22 protein-coding genes and 1 pseudogene are annotated in these 21,156 nt (G+C 68.1%); 6 read left to right on the top strand and 17 right to left on the bottom strand.

Features of this window, described 5'->3' with window-relative positions; all coding sequences use genetic code 11:
- Window positions 1–119 precede the first annotated feature (119 nt).
- Together FOB47_RS11665 and trmL are read left to right on the top strand one after the other, a co-directional pair.
- Entirely contained in the window at window positions 120–842 is a 723-nt protein-coding gene (locus FOB47_RS11665) for a ComF family protein (RefSeq protein ID WP_151023104.1), read from the top strand.
- A 56-nt stretch (window positions 843–898) separates the two neighbouring features.
- Window positions 899–1,369: a tRNA (uridine(34)/cytosine(34)/5-carboxymethylaminomethyluridine(34)-2'-O)-methyltransferase TrmL gene (trmL, locus tag FOB47_RS11660; protein ID WP_053821006.1), complete on the top strand. Its 471-nt coding sequence runs from the start codon at window positions 899–901 to the stop codon at window positions 1,367–1,369.
- A gap of 21 nt (window positions 1,370–1,390) precedes the next feature.
- Here the strand turns inward: trmL and FOB47_RS11655 are convergent, their stop codons facing one another.
- The 5 genes from FOB47_RS11655 to FOB47_RS11635 form a co-directional block, all read right to left on the bottom strand.
- Complete coding sequence (locus FOB47_RS11655; protein ID WP_174781152.1) at window positions 1,391–2,377, bottom strand: Bug family tripartite tricarboxylate transporter substrate binding protein; 987 nt, start codon at window positions 2,375–2,377, stop codon at window positions 1,391–1,393.
- 14 nt (window positions 2,378–2,391) lie between these two features.
- The gene (locus FOB47_RS11650; RefSeq protein WP_053821005.1) at window positions 2,392–3,417 is read right to left on the bottom strand and encodes an NAD(P)H-dependent glycerol-3-phosphate dehydrogenase; all 1,026 of its coding nucleotides are present in this window, start codon (window positions 3,415–3,417) and stop codon (window positions 2,392–2,394) included.
- A gap of 178 nt (window positions 3,418–3,595) precedes the next feature.
- On the bottom strand, window positions 3,596–4,114 hold the full coding sequence (gene secB / locus FOB47_RS11645) for a protein-export chaperone SecB (RefSeq protein ID WP_006579211.1): 519 nt from the start codon (window positions 4,112–4,114) through the stop codon (window positions 3,596–3,598).
- 152 nt (window positions 4,115–4,266) lie between these two features.
- Window positions 4,267–4,524 carry a glutaredoxin 3 gene (gene grxC / locus FOB47_RS11640; protein ID WP_006579210.1) on the bottom strand — a complete coding sequence of 86 codons (258 nt, stop codon included), beginning with the start codon at window positions 4,522–4,524 and terminating at the stop codon, window positions 4,267–4,269.
- Window positions 4,525–4,645: 121 nt separating this feature from the next.
- A complete protein-coding gene (locus tag FOB47_RS11635) occupies window positions 4,646–5,059 on the bottom strand; it encodes a rhodanese-like domain-containing protein (RefSeq protein ID WP_053821004.1) in 414 nt (137 codons plus the stop codon).
- 141 nt (window positions 5,060–5,200) lie between these two features.
- Between FOB47_RS11635 and gpmA the strand changes: the two genes are divergently transcribed.
- The 3 genes from gpmA (at window position 5,201) to FOB47_RS11620 (ending at window position 8,535) form a co-directional block, all read left to right on the top strand.
- Window positions 5,201–5,947, top strand: a complete 747-nt coding sequence (gpmA, locus tag FOB47_RS11630; protein WP_006579208.1) for a 2,3-diphosphoglycerate-dependent phosphoglycerate mutase — start codon at window positions 5,201–5,203, stop codon at window positions 5,945–5,947.
- A 175-nt stretch (window positions 5,948–6,122) separates the two neighbouring features.
- On the top strand, window positions 6,123–7,736 hold the full coding sequence (locus FOB47_RS11625; protein ID WP_174781151.1) for a S41 family peptidase: 1,614 nt from the start codon (window positions 6,123–6,125) through the stop codon (window positions 7,734–7,736).
- Window positions 7,737–7,785: 49 nt separating this feature from the next.
- Window positions 7,786–8,535 (top strand): HesA/MoeB/ThiF family protein, encoded by a 750-nt coding sequence (locus tag FOB47_RS11620; RefSeq protein WP_053821002.1) that lies wholly within the window; start codon window positions 7,786–7,788, stop codon window positions 8,533–8,535.
- A gap of 117 nt (window positions 8,536–8,652) precedes the next feature.
- On the opposite strand, the gene mnmH is transcribed toward FOB47_RS11620, so the two are convergent.
- The 12 genes from mnmH to FOB47_RS11560 all read right to left on the bottom strand — a co-directional run bounded on the left by mnmH (window position 8,653) and on the right by FOB47_RS11560 (window position 20,491).
- Complete coding sequence (mnmH, locus tag FOB47_RS11615; RefSeq protein WP_174781150.1) at window positions 8,653–9,801, bottom strand: tRNA 2-selenouridine(34) synthase MnmH; 1,149 nt, start codon at window positions 9,799–9,801, stop codon at window positions 8,653–8,655.
- Window positions 9,801–10,865, bottom strand: a complete 1,065-nt coding sequence (selD, locus tag FOB47_RS11610) for a selenide, water dikinase SelD (protein WP_174781149.1) — start codon at window positions 10,863–10,865, stop codon at window positions 9,801–9,803. Before selD ends, mnmH begins: the two co-directional genes overlap by 1 nt.
- A gap of 273 nt (window positions 10,866–11,138) precedes the next feature.
- Entirely contained in the window at window positions 11,139–11,618 is a 480-nt protein-coding gene (gene bfr, locus FOB47_RS11605; protein WP_053821000.1) for a bacterioferritin, read from the bottom strand.
- 120 nt (window positions 11,619–11,738) lie between these two features.
- Window positions 11,739–12,050: a (2Fe-2S)-binding protein gene (locus tag FOB47_RS11600; RefSeq protein WP_053822961.1), complete on the bottom strand. Its 312-nt coding sequence runs from the start codon at window positions 12,048–12,050 to the stop codon at window positions 11,739–11,741.
- Window positions 12,051–12,274: 224 nt separating this feature from the next.
- Window positions 12,275–14,056 (bottom strand): phosphoenolpyruvate--protein phosphotransferase, encoded by a 1,782-nt coding sequence (ptsP, locus tag FOB47_RS11595; protein WP_174781148.1) that lies wholly within the window; start codon window positions 14,054–14,056, stop codon window positions 12,275–12,277.
- 50 nt (window positions 14,057–14,106) lie between these two features.
- Window positions 14,107–14,376, bottom strand: a complete 270-nt coding sequence (locus FOB47_RS11590; protein ID WP_174781147.1) for an HPr family phosphocarrier protein — start codon at window positions 14,374–14,376, stop codon at window positions 14,107–14,109.
- Window positions 14,345–14,800: a PTS sugar transporter subunit IIA gene (locus FOB47_RS11585; protein ID WP_006579199.1), complete on the bottom strand. Its 456-nt coding sequence runs from the start codon at window positions 14,798–14,800 to the stop codon at window positions 14,345–14,347. Before FOB47_RS11585 ends, FOB47_RS11590 begins: the two co-directional genes overlap by 32 nt.
- An 83-nt stretch (window positions 14,801–14,883) precedes the next feature.
- Window positions 14,884–15,876, bottom strand: a complete 993-nt coding sequence (gene gshB / locus FOB47_RS11580) for a glutathione synthase (protein WP_174781146.1) — start codon at window positions 15,874–15,876, stop codon at window positions 14,884–14,886.
- A 45-nt stretch (window positions 15,877–15,921) separates the two neighbouring features.
- Window positions 15,922–17,217 carry a glutamate--cysteine ligase gene (gshA, locus tag FOB47_RS11575; protein WP_053822960.1) on the bottom strand — a complete coding sequence of 432 codons (1,296 nt, stop codon included), beginning with the start codon at window positions 17,215–17,217 and terminating at the stop codon, window positions 15,922–15,924.
- Between the two features lie 514 nt (window positions 17,218–17,731).
- Window positions 17,732–19,267 (bottom strand): ammonium transporter, encoded by a 1,536-nt coding sequence (gene amt / locus FOB47_RS11570; RefSeq protein ID WP_174781145.1) that lies wholly within the window; start codon window positions 19,265–19,267, stop codon window positions 17,732–17,734.
- A gap of 54 nt (window positions 19,268–19,321) precedes the next feature.
- The gene (locus FOB47_RS11565) at window positions 19,322–19,660 is read right to left on the bottom strand and encodes a P-II family nitrogen regulator (RefSeq protein WP_006159494.1); all 339 of its coding nucleotides are present in this window, start codon (window positions 19,658–19,660) and stop codon (window positions 19,322–19,324) included.
- A gap of 60 nt (window positions 19,661–19,720) precedes the next feature.
- Window positions 19,721–20,491 (bottom strand): TorF family putative porin, encoded by a 771-nt coding sequence (locus tag FOB47_RS11560; RefSeq protein WP_174781144.1) that lies wholly within the window; start codon window positions 20,489–20,491, stop codon window positions 19,721–19,723.
- A gap of 380 nt (window positions 20,492–20,871) precedes the next feature.
- Here FOB47_RS11560 and FOB47_RS11555 point away from each other — a divergent pair.
- Window positions 20,872–21,126 (top strand): annotated as a pseudogene (locus FOB47_RS11555) (accessory factor UbiK family protein); the annotation flags it as partial.
- Window positions 21,127–21,156 lie beyond the last annotated feature (30 nt).

The raw sequence follows: 21,156 nt of genomic DNA, 5'->3' as shown, positions 1-21,156 counted from the left end.
GCGGCAAGGACGAGGATCGGCACGGCGGGACCGGGCACGGGCGGCGCGAAGGCACGGCGGGGCCGGGCGGTGGCGCCGGGCCGACAGTATACGCGCGCCTCGCCGGGCTTGCCGGCTGCATGCGCGAGCGGCTGGCGCAGTGGTGGCTGCCCTGTACCTGCGTGCTGTGCGGGCAGGTACAGTCCGACATCGTCTGTGCAGGCTGCGCGGGCGATCTGCTGACGCCCACGCCGCGTTGTCCGCGTTGCGCCTTGCCGCAGCGGACCTCCAACCTGTGCGCGATGTGCCGCTGCGCGCCGCCCGCCTTCGACATGACCATCGTGCTGGGCGACTATGCGCCGCCGCGCGAGGCGCTGGTGCTGGCGCTGAAGTTCGGCGGGGTGCTGCCGCTGGCGGGCTGGCTCGCGCGGCAACTGGCGTCGGCGTGGGCGGCACGGTACTCGATGGCAGCCCGCGATATGGCCGACCAACCCTGCCTGGTCGTGCCGATTCCGTTGGCGCCGGACCGGCTGGCCGAGCGCGGCTTCAACCAGTCATGGGAAATCGCCCGCAGGCTCGCGCTTCGCCTGGACGCCGCGGCCAGCGCCGATCTGCTGGTGCGCTCGCGCAGCACCGCGCCGCAGGCCGCATTGGCGGCCGACCTGCGGCATCCGAACGTCGCCGGCGCCTTCGCGCTGGCGCGCGATGCCACCCCCGGCGCCTTGCATGGACGACATGTCGCCCTGGTCGACGACGTGATGACCACCGGCGCGACGCTGGCCGAGGCGGCCGCCGTGCTCAAGCGCCACGGCGCGGCGCGCGTCACCGCGCTGGTGGCGCTGCGCACGCCGGCCCCATCGTGACGCGCGATGGGGCTCGGGATGACAGCGCCGCCTCGGCACGGTAAGCTGCGCGCGCCATGTTCCATGTCGTCCTAGTCGAACCCGAGATCCCGCCGAACACCGGCAACGTGATCCGCCTGTGCGCCAACACCGGTGCCCAACTCCACCTCGTCAAGCCGCTCGGCTTTCCGCTGGACGACGCCCGCATGCGCCGCGCCGGCCTCGATTACCACGAGTACGCCAGCATGAAGGTGCACGAGAACTGGGACGCCTTCCTCGCCAACGAACGCCCCGATCCGGCGCGCATGTTCGCGCTGACCACGCACGGCTCGACGCCGTTCGGCCAGGTGGCTTTCGCCCCCGGCGACTGGTTCGTGTTCGGCTCGGAAACACGCGGGCTGGCGCCGGAGCGCCGCGAATGGTTCGCGCCGTCGCAGCGCATCCGCCTGCCGATGCGGCCCAATAACCGCAGCCTGAATCTGTCGAATACCGTTGCCGTGGTGGTGTTCGAGGCCTGGCGCCAGCAGGGCTTCGCCGGCGGCGCCTGAGCGCGGAGCGTTTCGCCCCCGCTATTCCGGCTGCACGCCGGCCGCGCGGATGACCTGGTCCCAGCGCGCCTTCTCGCTGGCCATGGTCTGGCGCAGCGAGGCCGGCGCGGTGCCGGCCGGCATGAAGTACTGCGCCCGCATTTGCGCGCGCACGGCGTCGCTGCCGATGATCTTCACCAGCTCGCGATAGAGCCGGTCGACGATCGGCGCCGGCGTGCCGGCCGGCGCCAGCACGGCCTGCCACGAGATCGCCTCGAAGCCCGGATAGCCGGACTCGGCCACGGTCGGCACCGACGGCAACAGGCTGGTGCGGCCGCTGGTCGTCACCGCGAGCACGCGCAGCCGGCCCGCATTGACCTGCGGCATCGCGATCGCCGGCACCATGAAGGCGGCCTGGATCTGTCCGGCGATCATCGCCGCCGCGATCTGCGGAAAGCCGGGATACGGGATGTGTTCGAGCGAGATGCCGGCGCGCGCCTTCAGCTGTTCCATCGCCAGATGCGCGGCGCTGCCGTTGCCGACCGAGCCGTAGTTCAGCGCGCCGGGCCTGGCGCGCGCCAGCGCGACGAATTCGCGCAGGTCGCGCACGCCGGTGCGCGGGTCGACCACCAGCACATTGGGCGAGGTTGCCACCAGCGTCACCGGCGCCAGCTGGCGCACCGGGTCGTAGGGCAGATGGCGCGACAGCGTCGGCGCCGTGACCAGCGGACCGTTGATCGTGAACAGCAGCGTATGGCCGTCCGGCGCGGCGCGGGCCACCTGTCCGGTGCCGATATTGCCGCCGGCGCCCGGGCGATTCTCGATGACCACCGGCTGGCCCAGCGCCTGTGCCAGCGGTTCGGACACCAATCGCGCGATCAGGTCCGGGGACGAGCCCGGCGGGAACGGCACCACCATGCGGATCGGCCGCGCGGGCCAGTCCTTGTCGGCTGCCAGCAGCGGGCGCGGCAGCACCAGCGCACCGCCGCAGGCGGCCAGCGCACCGAGCCAGTGGCGCCGCTGTTTCATGCGATCGGCTGCCATCATTCGTCGCGCGCGTCGCGTTGCAGCAGCTGCGCGACCGCGTCGGCCACCGCCAAGCCTTCGAACAGCACCGCGCAGACGGCCCGCGTGATCGGCATCTCGACGCCGTGCTGGTCCGCCAGCGCCGCGACGGCCTGCGCGCAGCGCACGCCCTCGGCGACGTGACCCAGGTCGGCCAGCACCTGCTCCAGCGTCCTGCCGCCGGCCAGTTGCTGGCCGACCTTGCGGTTGCGCGACAGATCGCCGGTCGCGGTCAGGATCAGGTCGCCCATGCCGGCCAGACCCATGAAGGTCTCGGCGCGTCCGCCCAGCGCCAGACCCAGCCGCGTCATCTCGGCCAGGCCCCGGGTGACCAGCGCGGCTCGGGCATTGAGGCCGAGACCGAGCCCATCGCTGGCGCCGGTGGCGATCGCCAGCACGTTCTTGACCGCGCCGCCGACCTCGACGCCGACCAGATCGTCGCTGCCGTAGATCCGCATCGCGCGATGGTGGAAGGCGCGCTGCGACAGTTCGGCGATGGCCGGCGCATTGCCCGCGACGGTCAGCGCGCACGGCAGCCCCAGCGCGACCTCGCGCGCGAAGCTCGGTCCGGTCAGCACGCCGTACTCGACCGGCACCGACGCGCCGGCGGCAGCCAGTTCCTCGGCCACCATCTGGTGCGGCATCGCGTGCGTGCCGGCCTCGAAGCCCTTGCACAGCCACAGCATGCGCAACGGCACGCCATGCGCGGCAGCCTCGGCGGCCAGGCGCCGCGTCATCTCGCGCAGGCCCGACACCGGCGTGGCGACGATCGCCAGCCCGTCAGGCGCGCACAGCGCATGCGCGGCGGCGCGGGCGAAATCGGCTTCGAAGCCGAGCCGCTCGGACAGCGGCACCCCAGGCAGATAGTCCGCATTGACGCCGGAGGCCGCCATCGCGGCGAGCTGCCCGGCGTCCCGGCCCCACAGCACGACCGGGTGCACGGCGGCGGCATGGCTGGCCAGCGCGGTGCCCCAGGCGCCGGCTCCGAGAAAGGCAAGGTTCATGATCGATGCGTGGTCGAGGCGTTGGTCGATGGGTCAGGCCGCTGCACGGCTGGCGATGACGGCGATCGCAGCCAATGCGGCAAGCCCGGCTGGCGCAGCCATTCGATCCATTGAAGCTATAGACGCAAAAAGGCGGAACGGGGCCGCAGCCCCGTTCCGCCCGCAGATCGCTTGACGATCAGTGACGTGCCTGCGTGCCATCGGGCATCACGATGCCGGAGCCGCCGCCCTCGGCCTGTGCCTGCTCCATCGCCGCCTGCAGGCGCTGCTCGTACAGCGCCTGGAAGTTGATCTCGGACAGATGGATGGCCTGGAAGCCCGCGCGCGTGATCACGTCGGCGATATTGCTGCGCAGGTACGGATACAGGATCGTCGGGCAGGCGATGCCCAGCAGCGGATCGAGCTGTTCGTCCGGCACATTGCGGATATCGAAGATGCCGGCCTGATGGGCCTCGACCAGGAAGGCGACCTTGTCCTGCACCTTGGTGGTGACCGTGCCGGTCACGACGACCTCGAAAATGCCGTCCGTCAGCTGCGAGGCGCCCACGTTGACCTGCACCTCGACCGAAGGCGCTTCCGTTTCGAGGAAGATCTGCGGCGAATTCGGCTGCTCCAGCGACATGTCCTTCAGGTAGACGCGCTGGATGTTGAAGTACGGTTGATCGTCCTGCTGCTGATTGGTTTGCTGGTCGCTCATGGATGGGTGCCCGAATGGCGGGAATGAAACGTGGCGGGAAGGGGACGGGGTGCGGACGGCCGCGCGCCGGGCGGCGGCCAACCGCGTGGTCCGGTTGGAAAACGCATATGGTACATGACGCGGATGACGAATTCATCCGCGCATGGGGCGGATCAGGCGGCCAGCAGCGGCGCCAGGCCCCCTTGGCGATCGAGCGCGGACAGATCGTCGAAGCCGCCGACATGGCGGTCGTCGATATAGATCTGCGGCACGGTGCGGCGACCGGTGCGGCTCATCATTTCCTCGCGCTTGCCGGGCTCGCGGTCGATCATGATCTTCTCGATCGTCTCGACCCCCTTCGAGCGCAGCAGGCGCTCGGCCATCTGGCAATACGGACACACCATCGTGCTGTACATGACGACGCGGGCCATGCGCTTACCTCCTTGCATCTTGCGGTTCAGACCGGGCCCGCCGCGGCAGTCGCTGCGGCGGCCGGTCGACTTGTGGACTTTACCAGCGTCGGGCAGGGCCTGCTGACGGCCCGCTGCGGCCTTACTTGACCAGCGGCAGGCCGGCCTGCTGCCAGGCGGCCACGCCACCCTCGAGCGAATAGACCTCGCCGAAGCCGGCCTGCTTGAGCGCCGTGTGCGCCTTGGACGAACGCTGGCCGGTCTGGCATACGACGATGATGGGGGCGGACTTGTCCTTCGCAAGGCTGGCCGCGCGATTGGCCAGTTCGGCCAGCGGCGCGCTCCTGGCCTGCGGCAGGTGGCCCTTGGCGTATTCAGCCGGTTCGCGGATATCGACCACGACCGCGCCGCGCTTGTTGATCAGCTGCGTCGCCGTGGTCGCATTGACCGTCTTGCCGCCCGCGCTGCGCGAAATGGTCGGCCAGGCCAGCAGGCCGCCCGACACCACCGCAAGGGCGATCAGGGCAAGGTTGTTGTAGTCGGCGAAGAAATTCACGTTGGGTTTCCGGTGGGTTGTGTCGGCGGCATTATAAAATAGCCGGTTTCGCGCCCAGCCCCCTGTCGACGGGGCCGCTTCCCGCGGCCGGCAAGTGGCTCGCGAGCGGCGCGCGCAGCATTCTCACTCTTTGGAAGCAGCATGTACAAACTCGTTCTCATCCGCCACGGCGAATCGACCTGGAATCTGGAAAACCGCTTCACCGGCTGGGTCGACGTGGACCTGACCGAGACCGGCGCGCAGCAGGCCCGCCAAGCCGGCCAACTGCTGAAGGACGCGGGCTTCGCCTTCGACGTCGCCTATACCTCGGTGCTCAAGCGGGCCATCCGCACGCTGTGGCACGTGCAGGACGAGATGGATCTGATGTGGATCCCGGTGCGCAACGAATGGCGCCTGAACGAGCGCCACTACGGCGCGCTGGCCGGCCTGAACAAGGCGGAGACCGCCGCCAGGTTCGGCGACGAGCAGGTGCTGGTCTGGCGCCGCAGCTACGATACCCCGCCGCCCGCGCTGGAGCCGACCGATCCGCGCGCCTCGTACGACGATCCGCGCTACGCCGGCGTGCCGCGCGAACTGATTCCGCTGACCGAATGCCTGAAGGACACGGTGGCCCGCGTGCTGCCGCTCTGGAACGAATCGATCGCCCCGGACATCAAAGCCGGAAAGCGCGTGGTCATCGCGGCCCATGGCAACAGCATCCGCGCGCTGGTGAAGTACCTCGACCAGATTTCCGATGACGATATCGTGGGCCTCAATATCCCGAACGGCACGCCCCTCGTGTACGAACTCGACGCCGAGCTGCGGCCGATCCGGCATTACTACCTGGGCGACCAGGAAGCGATCGCCGCCTCGCTGGCCGCCGTCGCCAGCCAGGGCAAGGCGCGCTGAGCCGGACGCGCCAGCCCTGGCGCACCGAGGCCTGCGCCGCATTGCGGCGCGGCCTTTTTTACCGCCCGCTCTTATACTGTCGGTCAGACCGGACCGGCAGCGCCCCTTGCGCCACGCCGCAACCGGCGCAACTCACGGCGCGTGACCAGCGCCATCCAACGTTCAGGCAGCCCACATGCGTAAGACGCTCAAGAACATCAGCCTTGTCTCCGCGGGACTCGTTGCCGGCGTGCTCGCCACGCTGCAGCTGTCCGCGACCGCGCAGAACTCCTCGGGGCCGTTGCCCCTGGAGCAGTTGCGGCTGATGGCGGACATATTCGGGCAGATCAAGCGCGAGTACGTCGAGCCGGTCGACGACAAGAAGCTGCTGACCGAAGCCATCAAGGGCATGGTGGCCAGCCTCGACCCGCATTCGTCGTATCTGGACGCCAAGGACTTCAAGGAACTGCAGGAAGGCACGCGCGGCCGTTTCGCCGGCCTTGGCATCGAGATCTCGCAGGAAGAGGGCCTGGTCAAGGTCATCAACCCGATCGAGGACACGCCCGCCTTCCGCGCCGGCATCCAGCCCGGCGACCTGATCACCCGCATCGACGACAAGCCGGTGCGCGGCCTGCCGCTCGAACAGGCGGTCAAGCGCATGCGCGGCGAGCCTGGCACCAAGGTCACGCTGACGATCTACCGCAAGAGCGAGGAGCGCACCTTCCCGGTGTCGATCACGCGCGCCGAGATCCGCGTGCAGTCGGTCAAGGCCAAGATGGTCGATCCGGCCATCGGCTGGGTCCGCCTGACCAGCTTCCAGGAACGCACGGTGGCCGACCTGGGGCGGCGCCTGGCCGAGCTGGCGCAGAAGAATCCGAACATGAAGGGCCTCGTGCTGGATCTGCGCAACAACGGCGGCGGCGTGCTGCAGGGCGCGGTCGGCGTGTCGGCGGCCTTCCTGCCCGAGGACGTGACCGTGGTCTCGACCAACGGCCAGGTGCCCGACGCCAAGCGCGTCTACAAGACCAACTTCAACAATTACCGGCTGTCGTCGGTCGAGGACGATCCGCTGAAGGATCTGCCGCCGCTGTTCAAGAAGATCCCGATGGTGGTGCTGACCAACGCCTATTCGGCGTCGGCCTCGGAGATCGTCGCGGGCGCGCTGCAGGACCACAAGCGCGCGCTGATCATGGGCAAGACCACGTTCGGCAAGGGCTCGGTGCAGACCGTGCGGCCGCTGACGAACGACACCGGCATCAAGCTGACCATCGCGTACTACTACACGCCGTCGGGCAAGTCGATCCAGGCCAAGGGCATCCGTCCGGACATCCCGGTCGACCAGAACCCCGAAGGCGATCCGGACGACGCGCTGATCACGCGCGAGATCGATACCGAGCGCCATCTGCACAACAAGCAGGAGTCCGAGGAAGCCGAGATGACCGAGCGCGAACAGCGCCGCGTCGAGGAACTGCGCCGGCTCGAGGAAGAAAACGCGAAGAAGTCGCCGGAAGAGCGCGAGAAGGAGCGGCGCAAGAAGCCGATCGAGTTCGGCACCAACGAGGATTTCATGCTGCAGCAGGCGATCCACCAGCTCAAGGGCGAACCGGTCAAGCGTTCGCGCTCGAAGCTCGAGGCGACCCCCGTCTCCGACAGCAAGGTGCCGAAGGGCCCGGTCAAGGCCGATCCGTCGAAGCGCGCGTCGGCTCCCGACGCCAAGCCCGCCGCGCCGGAAGGCAAGCCCGACAGCAAGCCGCCGGCCAGCGCGCCGATGGGCAAGCCGCTCGGCACGCCGACCGGCAAGGCGCCCTGAACGCCAGACCGACGCATCGCGGCGGGACCCCGTTCCCGCCGCCCGCCCGATGAACGACGACCAACTGCTGCGCTACTCGCGGCATATCCTGCTCGATGAGCTGGGCATCGAAGGCCAGAGCCGGCTGCTGGCCGGCCGCGCGCTGGTGATCGGCGCCGGCGGCCTGGGCGCCGCGGCGCTGCCCTACCTGGCTTCGGCCGGGGTCGGCACCATCGTCTTGGTCGACAACGACGAGGTCGACCTGACCAATCTGCAACGCCAGATCCTGCACACCACTGCCAATGTCGGCCGGCCCAAGGTCGAATCGGCGCGCGAGGGCATGCTGCGGATCAATCCCGAGATCGATGTGCGGCTGGTGCCGGCACGCGTCGGCGACAGCGAACTGGATGTGCTGGTGCGCGACGCCGACGTGGTGCTGGACTGCTGCGACAACTTCGCCACGCGCCATGCGGTCAACCGGGCCTGCGTCGCCCATCGCGTGCCGCTGGTCTCGGGGGCCGCGCTGCGCTTCGATGGACAGATCAGCGTGTTCGATCGCCGGCGCGACGATGCGCCGTGCTACGCCTGCCTGTTTCCGCCGTCGGAGAACGCGCCCGAGGCCGCCTGCGCGACCATGGGGGTGTTTGCGCCGCTGGTCGGCATGGTCGGCACGGTGCAGGCGGCCGAGGCGCTGAAGCTGATCGCCGGCGTTGGCGAGACTCTCGCCGGACGGCTGCTGATGGTCGATGCGTTCCGCATGGAATGGACCACGATGGCGCTCGCGCGCACGCCCGACTGCGAGGTTTGCGGCCGCCATTGAGGCCATGGTGTTCCTGCCCTCCTCCCGCTCGCGGGAGAGGGGCAGGGGATGGGCAAGAGCGGCCGTCATGGCCGACCGCATCGGTTCAGCCGAAGCCTTTCTCTCTCCCCTGCCCTCTCACGCAAGCGGGACAGGGGACACAGGCCGCGTTCGCTCCCGCAGATATTCCCGTACCGCCAGCCGATCGCCGCGAAAGACGATGCGGCTCTCCCTCGCCTCGCGCTGGTAGTCGTACATCGGATCGTAGTAATGGCGCAGCAGCACCGCGATCCAGACGCGATGCTCGTCGACCTCGCCGCTCTGCGCCTGGCGTTGCAATGCATGCGCGAGCAGCGCGGCCAGGCGCTCGTAGCGCTGGCCGCCGAGCCGGCGCGCGATGCCGGCCAGCGCGTCGCGCATCCGTTCCGAGAAGGCGGCGAAGCCCCTGTCCGGCCCATGCGCGGCGACGAATTCCGCGGCCAGATCGACCACATAGTCCTGCAGCACGCGTTCCACGCGCGCCTCGAACGGTTCGTCCAGCCAGACCAGCGGACTGGCCTGCATGCGGGCGTACAGGCGCTGCGGCACGTCCCGGCTGCCGATGAAGCGGCCCTCGTCCTCGACTACCAGCGTGCCGGCCCCGGCCGCGCGCCGCCGCAGCAGGTCGATCGCCAGCCCGTTCTCGAAGTCGATCTGCGTCGGCTGCGGACGCGCGCGCCGGCCAAAGCTCGAGCCGCGATGCGCGGCGTGGGCCTCGAGATCGATGCCGCTGTCGAGCTCGGCCAGCAGCGCGGTCTTGCCGCTGCCGGTCAGGCCGCCGAGCACCAGCCAGCCGCATTCGCCGACGGCCGCGTCGAGCGTTTCGATCAGGAAGGTGCGCATCGCCTTGTAGCCGCCGATGACGCGCGGATAGTCGATGCCGGCCTCGCGCAGCCACTGCTGCGAGATCTGCGAGCGCAGACCGCCGCGGAAGCAGTACAGATAGCCTTGCGGGTGGCGACGCGCGAACTCTGCCCAGGCCGCCACCCGCATCGCCTTGCGCTCGCCGCTGACCAGCGCATGGCCGAGCGCGATCGCGGCCTGTTGCCCTTCCGCCTTGTAGCGGCAGCCGACCCGGTGACGCTCGTCGTCGTCCATCAACGGCAGATTGACCGCGCCCGGAAAGGCGCCGCGCGCAAACTCGGCGGGCGCGCGCACATCGAGCATCGGCACGCCAGACAGCAGCAGCGCACGATAGTCGGCGCTGTCGGGCCTGACAGCCCCCGCTGGCGCAGGCATGCTGTCCATCACCGCACCACCACCGCGCGATCGGCTTGGGCGTCGCGCTCTGTCATCTCGCCGATGCATTCCAGCGCGAGACCGCATTCGGCTGCCGCGGCGAGGAATTCCTGTTCGCCCGCGGGCTCGACCGCGACCAGCAGCCCCCCGCTGGTCTGCGGGTCGCACAGTATCGCGCGCCATTCGGCATCGAGTTCGCCGTGGAGGCAGCCGATCCGGTGCCCATAGCTGGCGAAGTTGCGCTGGGTGCCGCCCGGCACGCAGCCGGCGGCGACGTACTCGCGCACCCCGGGCAGCAGCGGCACCGCGGCATGATCGAGCTGCGCGCTCAAGCCACTGCCGTCGGCCATTTCGACCAGATGGCCGAGCAGCCCGAAGCCGGTCACGTCGGTCATCGCCCGCACCGCGTCGAGCCGGCCGAAGCGGCTGCCGGGGCGGTTCAGGCGGCACATCCAGTCGGTCGCCAGGCGGCTGTGTTCGTCGCGCAGCTTGCCCTGCTTGCCGGCCGTGGTCAGCACGCCGATGCCGAGCGGCTTGGTCAGGTACAGCCGGCAACCGGCGCGGGCGGTGTCGTTGCGCTTCAGGTGCGCGCGCTCGACCATGCCGGTCACGGCCAGGCCGAAGATCGGCTCGGGCGCATCGATCGAATGCCCGCCGGCCAGCGCGATGCCCGCCTCGTCGCAGGCACGGCGACCGCCGGCCACCACCTCGCGCGCGATCTCGGGCGGCAGCACATTGACGGGCCAACCCAGGATCGCGATGGCCAGCAGCGGATCGCCGCCCATCGCATAGACGTCGCTGATCGCATTGGTGGCCGCGATGCGGCCAAAGTCGAAGGGATCGTCGACCACCGGCATGAAGAAGTCGGTGGTCGATACCACCGCACGGCCATCGTCGCTGCCGTCGATCGCGTAGACCGCCGCGTCATCGCGCGAGGCGTTGCCGACCCACAGCCGTGGGTCCAGATGCTGCGGCCCGCTGCCGGCCAGGATCACGTCGAGCACCTGCGGCGAAATCTTGCAGCCGCAGCCGGCGCCGTGGCTGTATTGCGTCAATCTGATGGGTTCCGGCATGGGAGTGTCCTCGCTGGGAGATCGGACCGCGGAGGGGGCGGCAGCGCTGGAGGTCCGGGAATCCGGGATCGGAAATCTGGAATCGGAAATCGGGAATCGGGAATCGCGAATCGGCGACCGGCAGATCGGAGCGCAGATGAGAAACCGAATGGGAATGAGAGGGATTCAAGCTGCGGAGCGCGCGGCGGCGGGCGGCTCGGTGAGGCGCCGCTGACGACCGCCTGGCCCTGAAACTGGCGTGACGGGGCCTTGCGGGTCCTGCCGCGGCCGGGCTTACTGCTCGCCCGGCTCCATCTGCGATTGCAGATAGTTCTGCAGGCCGACCTTGTCGATCAGGTCCAGCTGCGTTTCCAGATACTCGATGTGCTCTTCGGTATCGGTCAGGATGTCGACCAGAATCTCGCGGCTGACGTAGTCGCCGACCGATTCGCAGTAGGCGATGCCTTCCTTGACCGTCACGTGAGCGGTCTGCTCCAGCTTCAGGTCGCACTTGAGCATCTCGGGCGTGTCTTCGCCGATCAGCAGCTTGTGCAGGTCCTGCAGGTTGGGCAGTCCGTCGAGCATCAGAATGCGTTCGATCAGCCGGTCGGCATGCTTCATCTCGCCGATCGATTCCTTGTACTCCACGTCGCCGAGCTTCTTCAGGCCCCAGTGGCGATACATACGGGCGTGCAGGAAATACTGGTTGACCGCGGTCAGCTCGTTGGTGAGCTGCGCATTCAGATACTGGATGACCTTCTTGTCACCTTTCATCGGGGGCTCCTGTTGCTACGGGCCCGCCAAAACACGACGCGGCGCTGGTTGCGCCGCGTGCAGTCAGAGGAAAACGACGAACACACGCGCCGATCGCCGGTCTGCGATCGGGAAGCGTGTTCAGGCAACCAGCTCGGTTTGCTGGTCGTTCGCGACTGCCGGGTCCCGTGTGTCCATTATGGCACGCGGTACCGACGAGGAACAGGAGGAAAACTGGACGACGTGAACGGTCTGGGCCGTCACCGTGACGGTGGCGCTGTGGCAGGACGCTGCAACGCCTTCGGCGAGAACCTGCTGTGCGCAATCGCGGCAGCGGCCGCAGCACGTGCCGACGCCGAGCGTTTCGGCCAGCTCGTCGAGCGTGGACACGCCCAGCTGGACGGCGCCATGAATCTCGCGATCGGTTACCTGGTTGCAGATGCAGACGTACACAAAGCCTCCTTGGGGCAGCGCGGACACCGGCATGTCCTGACTGTTGAAGGCAGCATAACAGAGATAAAGAATGATAACAATTCCCATTAAGAAACAGAAACACGCCAGGGAATCTGCATCACTTTACTTACAAATCAAGGGCTTGCAACGTCACGTATGTGCATGACAAGCGCTACAGGCAGCACTTCGAGGGCGCTGCGCTGGCCGCTATAACCCCGAGGGTTTCAGGGTTGTGACAGTCGGGCCAGCGCGGCCGCGGCCTCTTCCGGCTCGTAGGCGCACAGCACCTGCTCGACCAGCCCTTCGAGCCGCCCGCAGTCGGCATGCAGGATCTCCTGCTTGACGCGCAGCAGCTGGGCCGGATGCATCGAGAACTCGCGCAGGCCCATGCCGAGCAGCAGCCGGGTCATCGCCGGATCGCCCGCCATTTCCCCGCAGACGGCGACCGGGACGCCGGCGTGGTTGGCCTCGCGGATCGTGCGTGCGATCAGCTGCAGCACGGCCGGGTGCAGCGGGTCGTACAGATGGGCGACGGCATTGTCGGCGCGATCGATCGCCAGCGTGTACTGGATCAGATCGTTGGTGCCGATCGACAGAAAATCCATGCGCCGCAGGAACAGCGGCAGCAGCAGCACCGCCGCCGGGATCTCGATCATCGCGCCGACCTTCAGGCAGGGGTCGTAGGCGACCCCGCGCTGATCCAGCTCGTGCTTGGCGCGCGCGACCAGCTCCAGCGTCTGGTCGATCTCGCGCGCATGCGCCAGCATCGGGAACAGCAGCCGCACCGGCCCGAAGGCCGACGCGCGCAGCAGCGCGCGCAGCTGCGTCAGGAACATCGCCGGCTCCGACAGCGACCAGCGGATCGCGCGCAAGCCCAGCGCGGGATTGAGCGCGGTCTCGTATTCCTCGGCGCGGCCGTCGCGCCCGTCGCGGAAATCGAGCAGCGGCTTGTCGGCGCCGATGTCGATCGTGCGGATCGTCACCGGCAGCCCGCGCATCGCTTCGACCGCGGCGCGATAGGCCTCGAACTGTTCGTCCTCGCCGGGCAATTCGCCGCGCCGGTTCATGAACAGGAATTCGGAGCGGAACAGCCCGACGCCCACCGCGCCGGCCGCCAGCGCGGCGGACGCGTCCTCGGCCATCTCGATATTGGCCAGCAGATCGATCTCGATGCCGTCCAGCGTCACCGCGGGCGTATGCCGCAGCCGCTGCAGCCGCTTGTTCTCGAGCGCCCGCTCGCTCTGCCGGTGGCGGTATTCCTCGAGGATGATCGGCGTCGGATCGACGATCACCAGTCCGGCATCGCCGTCGATGATGATCCAGTCGTCCTGGCGGATCAGCTCGCTGGCGTTCTGCACGCCGACCGCGGCGGGGATGTCGAGGCTGCGCGCGACGATCGCGGTATGCGAGGTGCGTCCGCCCAGATCGGTGACGAAGCCGTGGAAGACGGTATGGCGGAACTGCAGCATGTCGGCCGGCGAAATGTCGTGGGCGACCACGACCACCCCGGGCGCAGGCTGGCCGTCGGCCGCGACCGCGGGCACCGGCGCCGGCGCCAGCACCGGCGCGCCGGCGAGCACCTTCAGGATCCGTTCGACCACCTGCTCGATATCGGCCTTGCGCTCGCGCAGGTATTCGTCCTCGATCTCGTCGAACTGGCGCATCAGATCCTCGAGCCGCGTCGTCAGCGCCCATTCGGCGTTGTAGCGGCGCTCGCGGATCAGTCTCTCGGCCTCGCGCGACAGCATCTCGTCATCGAGGATCATCGCGTGCACGTCGAGGAAGGCGCCCATCTCCTCCGGCGCATCGCGCGGCAGGTCGCGCTTGAGCGCCGCCAGTTCGGCCCGCACCGCGGTGCGCGCATGGCGCAGCCGCAGCACCTCGTCCTCGAGCCGGTCTTCGTCGACCAGGTAATGGGACACGTCGAGCGCGGCGGGCGCCAGCAGATGGGCGCGCCCGATCGCAACGCCGCGCGAGACTGGGATGCCGTGCAGGGCGAATGGCATGAACCGCTCCGTTCAGGAACGTTGGTGAAATCCGGACAGGGCCAGCGCCCTCATTCTCCCTCGCCGAAGCGATTGGCGATCAGCGCGGTCAGCGCGTCCATCGCTTCCTGCTCGTCGGGTCCTTCGGTTTCGATGGTGACCGTCGAGCCGATGCCCGCGGCCAGCATCATCACACCCATGATGCTCTTGGCGTCGACCTGGCGCCCGTTGCGCGACATCCTGACCTGACTGACAAAACTGCCCGCCAGTTGCGTGAGCTTGGCGGAGGCCCGGGCATGCAGCCCAAGCTTATTGATGATGGTGACGTCCTTCTGCAGCATACTTGTCGGGGTGGTTGGCGATCTGGTTCTGTACGGTGGTCGAGCCGATCTGCAGCACGCCTTGCGAGCCGCCGGCGAGCGCCTTGGTGGCGAGCTGGTCCAGCTTTTCGGAGCGGTAGCAGATCGCCCGCACGAGCATCGGCAGATTGACGCCGGCGAGCACCTTGATCCGGCCCGGCTCGGCGAGACGGGCGGCGATATTGGCGGGGGTAGCGCCGAAGATGTCGGTCAGCACCAGCGCCCCATTGTCTTCGATCACGGCGGCCAGGCAGCGGCGCGCCTCGGCCAGCACGGCCGCCGGCTCCGCATCCGGAGCGACGTCGATCGCCTCGACCCGCTTGGGCTCGCCGCAATAGACATGCGCGGCGCAGTCCCGCAGCGCCGAAGCGAGCGGCGCGTGCGCGATGATCAGAATGCCTGCCATGATGGTGAATCCTGTGGATTGCCGCGATTGTAGCAGGCGGGGTAACGGCGCCGTCGCGCGCAGCGGCGGTCCGGCGCCCGCGCTCAGCTCCCCTTCCGGGCCGCGCGCGCAGCGACCGCCCGTTCCAGCGCGTCGATGAACATGCCGGCCACCGGGAAGCCGGTCTGCTGCATGATCTCCTGGAAGCAGGTCGGGCTGGTCACGTTGACCTCGGTCAGGTAGTCGCCGATCGCGTCGAGGCCCACCAGCAGCAGGCCGCGCTGCCACAGCACCGGCGCGAGCGTCTGCGCGATCTCGCGGTCGCGCTCGGACAGCGGCTGCGCACGGCCGGTGCCGCCCGCCGCCAGGTTGCCGCGCACCTCGCCGGCCATCGGCACGCGCGCCAGCGAGTACGGCACCGGCTCGCCGCCGATCAGCAGGATGCGCTTGTCGCCGTCCTTGATCTCCGGGATATAGCGCTGCGCCATCAGCGTGCGCACGCCGTTCGCGCCCAGCGTCTCGATGATCGCGCCCAGGTTCATGCCGTCGGCGCCGACGCGGAACACGCCCATGCCCCCCATGCCGTCCAGCGGCTTGACGATGATGTCGCGATGCTGGGCATGGAAGGCGCGGATGCGCGCCGCGTCGCGCGTGACCAGCGTCGGCGCGATGAACTGCGGGAACTGGGCGATCGCAACCTTCTCGGAATGGTCGCGGATCGCCTGCGGCTTGTTGAAGACGTTGGCGCCCTGCGACTCGGCCAGCTCCAGCAGCCAGGTGCTGGTCACGTATTCCATGTCGAACGGCGGGTCCTTGCGCATCAGCACCGCGTCGAAGGCCGGCACCGGCATCGCGGCCGGCGCATCGAGGCGGAACCAGGCGGTGTGGCCATGGCCGTGGTCATGCTCCTTCCCGGCATCGAGCAGATGCAGCCGCTGCGCGACCGCCTCCACCGCGCCGCCGACCAGCGACAGCTGCGACTGCAGGCAGAAGAACAGCTCGTGGCCGCGCGAGGCGGCCTCGACCATCATCGCGTAGGTGGAGTCCTTGTAGGTCTTGAAGGTCTCGAGCGGATCGGTAATGAACAGAATGCGCATGCTGGCGTGTCCGGTTGGTAGCCCGTGGTCGTGCCGGTCGGCGGATCAGAGGATCGGATTGGGATCGGTCTTCTCCAGTTCCACCGAGGCCGCCAGCAGCGCGAGCCGCGCCACCACGCCATACATGTAGAACCGGTTCGGCACCGCCGCGCCCGGCTTCGCATGCGTGTCCGGGATGCTGTTGGGCGCGAACGCCAGCGGCACGAAATGCATGCCCGGCGCATTCAGATTCTCGTCGACCCCGCGGCCGGTATGGACCCGGTAGAAGCCGCCAACGACGTAGCGGTCGATCATGTAGACCACCGGCTCGGCCACCGCCTCGTTGACCTTCTCGAAGGTATGCACGCCTTCCTGGATGATCACGTCGTTGACCTCGAGGCCTTCCTTGACGACGCTCATCTTGTTGCGTTCCTTGCGGTTCAGGCCCTTGACCTCCGCCGGATCGCGCACCGTCATCACGCCCATGCCGTAGGTGCCGGCATCGGCCTTGACCACCACGTACGGCGTTTCCTTGATGCCGTATTCGCGGTACTTCTTGGCGATCTTCTTGAGCACGCCCTCGACCGCGTCGGCCAAGGCTTCCTCGCCGACCCGCTCATGGAAGTCGATGCCGCCGACCTTGGCGAAATACGGATTGATCATCCACTGGTCGATGTCGATCAGCTTGGCGAACTTCTTGGCGACCTCGTCGTAGGCCGAGAAGTGCGAGGACTTGCGCCGCGTGGACCAGCCCGCGTGCAGGGGCGGCAGCACGTATTGCTCGTTGATGTTCTCGAGGATCGGCGGCACGCCGGCCGACAGGTCGTTGTTCAGCAGGATCGAACAGGGATCGAAGTCCTTGAGCCCCAGCCGGCGGTCCTTGGTGCCCAGCCGGGTCAGCGGCTCGACCACCAGCGTCTGGCCGTCGGGCAGCTCGATCGGGGTCGGTTCGGTGATGTCCTCGGACAGCGAGCCGAGCCGGACATTGAGACCGGCCTGGCGCATGATCAGCGACAGCCGCGCCACGTTCTGCAGATAGAACATATTGCGGGTATGGCGCTCGGGAATCAGCAGCAGGTTCTTGGCATCCGGGCAGATCTTCTCGATCGCCGCCATCGCCGCCTGCACCGCCAGCGGCAACATTTCGGGGGCCAGATTGTTGAAACCGCCGGGGAACAGATTGGTATCGACCGGGGCCAGCTTGAAGCCGGCGTTGCGCAGATCGACCGAACAGTAGAACGGAGGGGTATGCTCCTGCCATTCCAGACGGAACCACCGCTCGATGGACGGGGTCGCGTCCAGTATCTTCTTTTCCAGTTCGAGCAGCGGGCCGTTCAGCGCGGTGATGAGGTGCGGGACCATATCCATCCTATTGATCGTCTTTATCGTCCGCCCCGATTGTAGAGGAACGGCCAATTGCATGCAGATGGCATGCCAATGCCGGCGGAACGGCAAAATGTCCGCGCCGTTTCGCCTTGGGCTAACGATATGGGGATGGAGCGCCGAATTCAAAGGGCGCGAAGCGCGCGCCGGCACGGCAAAAAAAAACGCGGCATCGCCGCGTTTCAAGTGGCCTGACAGATACGGGGAGCGTTCTGCAGGTGGAGGAAACTGCCTCACCTGCACTCTATGCGGGTGCTGTCCTTTACACAAATGAAGGATTTTGAATTCCGATTTAAGCGGATGGCGAACAGTGCTTGCCTGCTGCCGGCAAGCCGCGCCGGCACTGGCCTTGCCGGCGCCCGCCCATAAAAAAGCCCGGCACGCGGCCGGGCAAAACTCCTGAGAGAAGATTCCCAATCAGCTCTCCAGCACAACACCGTGGGCGATGCGGGGGCGGCAGGCCGTGGGACCCCGCATCGCGCGTTCGTTTGGATCAGCCCTCGTACGCGGTCTCGCCGTGCGAGGTGATGTCCAGGCCTTCGCGCTCCTCGTCCTCAGGCACGCGCAGGCCGATCAGCAGGTCCACCAGCTTGAAGGCGACGAAGGCCACCACCGCCGACCACACCACGGTGGTCAGCACGCCCTCGGTCTGCACCCAGACCTGGTGGGCGATCGAATACTCGTCCGACACCTTGTTGGCCACGTAGTCGTAGATGCCCACGCCGCCCAGGCTCGGCGCCGCGAACACGCCGGTCAGGATCGCGCCGGCGATGCCGCCGACGCCATGCACGCCGAACACGTCCAGCGAGTCGTCCGCACCGAGCATCCGCTTCAGGCCGGTCACACCCCACAGGCACAGCAGGCCGGCCACCAGGCCCATCACGATCGAGCCCATCGGGCCGACGAAGCCGGCGGCCGGGGTGATCGCCACCAGGCCGGCGACCGCGCCGGAGGCGCCGCCCAGCATCGACGGCTTGCCCTTGGTGATCCACTCGCCGAAGGTCCACGCCAGCACCGCGGCGCAGGTCGCCAGCAGCGTGTTGACGAAGGCCAGCGCGGCACCGCCGGTCGCTTCCAGGCCCGAGCCGGCGTTGAAGCCGAACCAGCCGAACCACAGCAGCGAGGCGCCGACCATGGTGAAGGTCAGGCTGTGCGGGCGCAGCGCCTCGCGGCCGAAGCCGATCCGCTTGCCGAACATGTAGGCACCGACCAGGCCCGCCACCGCGGCGTTGATATGGACGACGGTACCGCCGGCGTAGTCGAGCGCCCCCTTCTGGAACAGCCAGCCGGCCTTGGCCGTGGCCGCTTCGGCCGCCGCCGCATCGGTGTACGCGTCCGGACCCGGCCAGAACCAGACCATATGCGCCATCGGGATATAGGCGAAGGTGAACCACAGCACGATGAACACCAGCACCGCCGAGAAGCGGGCCCGCTCGGCGAAGGCGCCGATGATCAGGCTGCAGGTGATCGCGGCGAAGGCGCACTGGAACGCGAAGAAGCCCAGCTCCGGAATCACCACGCCCTTGCTGAAGGTCGCCGTGACCGCTTCCGGCGTCAGGCCCTTCATGAACAGCCGGTCGGTGCCGCCGAAGAAGGCGTTGCCCTCGGTAAAGGCGAAGCTGTAGCCGTAGATGGCCCACAGCAGCGCGACCAGCGAGAAGATCACCAGGCACTGCATCAGCACCGACAGCATGTTCTTCGAGCGGACCAGGCCGCCGTAGAACAGCGCCAGGCCCGGCAGCGTCATCAGGATCACGAAGGCCGTGGACATCAGCAGCCAGGCCACGTCGCCCTTGTCCGGGGTCGGCGCGGCGGCCGGCGCCGCGGCTTCCGCGGCAGGCGCCGGGGCCGCAGCGGCGGCGGGCGCGGCGGTGGCGGCAGCCGGGGCGGCAGGCGCCGTGACGGCGGCCGAAGCCTCGGCCGCGGGCTTGTCCTGCGCCGCGGCCGGGCCCGACAGGGCCATGCCCGCCGTGCCCAGCGCCAGCGCCATCGCGCCGGCAGTCAGGAATCGTTTGAACCAGCTAGTCATCTGAATACCCTCTTGTCGCTCTTGTATGGCTCGTTTGTTGGCGTCGGCGTGCCGTTACAGCGCGTCGCCGCCGGTCTCCCCGGTACGGATCCGGATGACCTGCTCGATCGGCGCGACGAAGATCTTGCCGTCGCCGATCTTGCCGGTGCGGGCCGACTTCTCGATCGCCTCGATCGCGCGGTCGACCACGTCGTCGGGCACCGCGACCTCGATCTTGACCTTGGGCAGGAAGTCGACGATGTATTCGGCGCCGCGGTACAGCTCGGTATGGCCCTTCTGCCGGCCGAAGCCCTTGACCTCGGTGACGGTGATGCCGGACACGCCCACGTCCGACAGCGCTTCACGCACTTCGTCGAGCTTGAACGGCTTGATGACGGCGATGATCAGTTTCATCCGTGTTCTCCTGAGAGCGCGGCCCCGTTGCGGCCGGGGCGCGCCCGTGCTGACCGTGAATTAGAAAGTCTTGGTGAGCGTGGCAACCACCGTGGCCTTGCCCATGTAGCGGCCAGAGGTGTTGGTGTAGACGCCGCGCTTGGCATTGGTGTCGATGTACGAGACGGCGGCCGAGAAGCCGTTGCCCAGGTCCTTGGTCAGGCCGAGCTTCCAGTCGGTGTACGAGGCGTCCGCCACGTTCTGCACCTTCTGATAGCCGACGTGCGCGTTCAGCGTCAGGCCCCAGAACTCGAGCGGCACGTTGGCCGACAGGTCGACGTACCAGCTGTTCTTGCTGTCGTAGAAGCCGAACAGGTTGGTCGGCGCGTACGAGTACTTCAGGAACACCGGGCCATAGCCGATGCCCGCGTACAGCTCGGTGGTGTACGGCCGCGTGAAGTTGGCCGGATAGTCGCCGGGGTAGTAGTACTGCAGCACGCCGACGTCGTAGTTCCACTTGCCGTCGCCGAAGGTGTTCTTGAAGCCGGCGTAGAAGTCCATCTCGATCGGCGCCGACACCTCGTCGTTGCTGTCGTTCAGCCAGCTGATGCTCGAGTTCCAGTTGCCCGCGTAGAAGCCGCTCGCATGGCTGTAGTCGAAGCCGCCCTGGATCGCCGGCCGCCGGTTGGTCTGCATGATCCCGCGGTAGCGGTATTCGGAGGCCAGCGTCACGTTCGCCGTGAACGTATGCGGCGAGGCCGCTTCGGCGGTCGCGGGCGCGCTCTGCGCCAGCGCGGTGGTGGCGGAACCGCACAGCGTCAGCGCGCCGATGGCGAGGGCCAGCGTCTTCATGGATTTCTTCTCCTTTTCCTTGGGCTCGGGACTTCTTTGTCAGGCGGATACTGCAACTGCCATGCCAGGAGCCGCCGGCGCCCGGGTGCGCATGGACGGCGCTTCCCACGCGCAAGGGACAGCGAATGAAAGCCGGTTTCCATCTGCCTTCGGAAAGCCCGCAACACGGGGCGGGGCGGGCCATGCCGGGTTAAATGCTGTGTCCGGCAGGTCCGGGCCGCTTTCCCCGGCGCGCTTCACGGGCCATAATCGGCCCATGCCACCGGCTGGTGCCGGCCGCCGCCACGGGCGCGCACTGCACCGATAACGTGCAGACGCACCCATCCGGCCGCCCCCGCCGCCCCCGATCGATGCACCCTCACGGTGCAAAGGAGAAACCGATGAAACCCACCGATCTCTTCAACGACCTGCAGAGCAAGGTCAGCGAGGTCCTGCGCAATTCGCCCGCCAAGGACATCGAGAAGAACGTCCGCAGCATGATGACCCAGGGCTTTGCCAAGCTCGATCTGGTCACGCGCGAGGAATTCGACGTGCAGTCGCAGGTGCTGGCCCGCACGCGTGCGCGGCTGGAGGAACTGGAGATGCGTGTCGCCGAGCTGGAACGGCGCGCCGGCATGGGCGCAGCGGGGCCGGCCACGGTCGGCACCGCCGGCGTCGGCACCACG

This window comes from Cupriavidus gilardii, from assembly GCF_013347325.1.
In the GTDB taxonomy this organism is placed as follows: Bacteria; Pseudomonadota; Gammaproteobacteria; order Burkholderiales; family Burkholderiaceae; genus Cupriavidus; species Cupriavidus gilardii.
This window is presented reverse-complemented; position numbering and strand designations above follow the sequence as displayed.

What these genes read in the sequence shown, in the direction of transcription:
- FOB47_RS11655 (WP_174781152.1), bottom strand. Translation starts at nt 2,377, where the DNA reads ATGAAACAGCGGCGCCACTGGCTCGGTGCGCTGGCCGCCTGCGGCGGT.
- gshB (WP_174781146.1), bottom strand. Translation starts at nt 15,876, where the DNA reads ATGCGCATTCTGTTCATTACCGATCCGCTCGAGACCTTCAAGACCTAC.
- FOB47_RS11590 (WP_174781147.1), bottom strand. Translation starts at nt 14,376, where the DNA reads ATGCTGCAGAAGGACGTCACCATCATCAATAAGCTTGGGCTGCATGCC.
- FOB47_RS11665 (WP_151023104.1), top strand. Translation starts at nt 120, where the DNA reads ATGCGCGAGCGGCTGGCGCAGTGGTGGCTGCCCTGTACCTGCGTGCTG.
- bfr (WP_053821000.1), bottom strand. Translation starts at nt 11,618, where the DNA reads ATGAAAGGTGACAAGAAGGTCATCCAGTATCTGAATGCGCAGCTCACC.
- FOB47_RS11560 (WP_174781144.1), bottom strand. Translation starts at nt 20,491, where the DNA reads ATGAAGACGCTGGCCCTCGCCATCGGCGCGCTGACGCTGTGCGGTTCC.
- ptsP (WP_174781148.1), bottom strand. Translation starts at nt 14,056, where the DNA reads ATGCCATTCGCCCTGCACGGCATCCCAGTCTCGCGCGGCGTTGCGATC.
- amt (WP_174781145.1), bottom strand. Translation starts at nt 19,267, where the DNA reads ATGACTAGCTGGTTCAAACGATTCCTGACTGCCGGCGCGATGGCGCTG.
- gshA (WP_053822960.1), bottom strand. Translation starts at nt 17,217, where the DNA reads ATGGTCCCGCACCTCATCACCGCGCTGAACGGCCCGCTGCTCGAACTG.
- secB (WP_006579211.1), bottom strand. Translation starts at nt 4,114, where the DNA reads ATGAGCGACCAGCAAACCAATCAGCAGCAGGACGATCAACCGTACTTC.
- selD (WP_174781149.1), bottom strand. Translation starts at nt 10,865, where the DNA reads ATGCCGGAACCCATCAGATTGACGCAATACAGCCACGGCGCCGGCTGC.
- grxC (WP_006579210.1), bottom strand. Translation starts at nt 4,524, where the DNA reads ATGGCCCGCGTCGTCATGTACAGCACGATGGTGTGTCCGTATTGCCAG.
- mnmH (WP_174781150.1), bottom strand. Translation starts at nt 9,801, where the DNA reads ATGGACAGCATGCCTGCGCCAGCGGGGGCTGTCAGGCCCGACAGCGCC.
- FOB47_RS11620 (WP_053821002.1), top strand. Translation starts at nt 7,786, where the DNA reads ATGAACGACGACCAACTGCTGCGCTACTCGCGGCATATCCTGCTCGAT.
- FOB47_RS11585 (WP_006579199.1), bottom strand. Translation starts at nt 14,800, where the DNA reads ATGGCAGGCATTCTGATCATCGCGCACGCGCCGCTCGCTTCGGCGCTG.
- FOB47_RS11650 (WP_053821005.1), bottom strand. Translation starts at nt 3,417, where the DNA reads ATGAACCTTGCCTTTCTCGGAGCCGGCGCCTGGGGCACCGCGCTGGCC.
- trmL (WP_053821006.1), top strand. Translation starts at nt 899, where the DNA reads ATGTTCCATGTCGTCCTAGTCGAACCCGAGATCCCGCCGAACACCGGC.
- FOB47_RS11565 (WP_006159494.1), bottom strand. Translation starts at nt 19,660, where the DNA reads ATGAAACTGATCATCGCCGTCATCAAGCCGTTCAAGCTCGACGAAGTG.
- gpmA (WP_006579208.1), top strand. Translation starts at nt 5,201, where the DNA reads ATGTACAAACTCGTTCTCATCCGCCACGGCGAATCGACCTGGAATCTG.
- FOB47_RS11625 (WP_174781151.1), top strand. Translation starts at nt 6,123, where the DNA reads ATGCGTAAGACGCTCAAGAACATCAGCCTTGTCTCCGCGGGACTCGTT.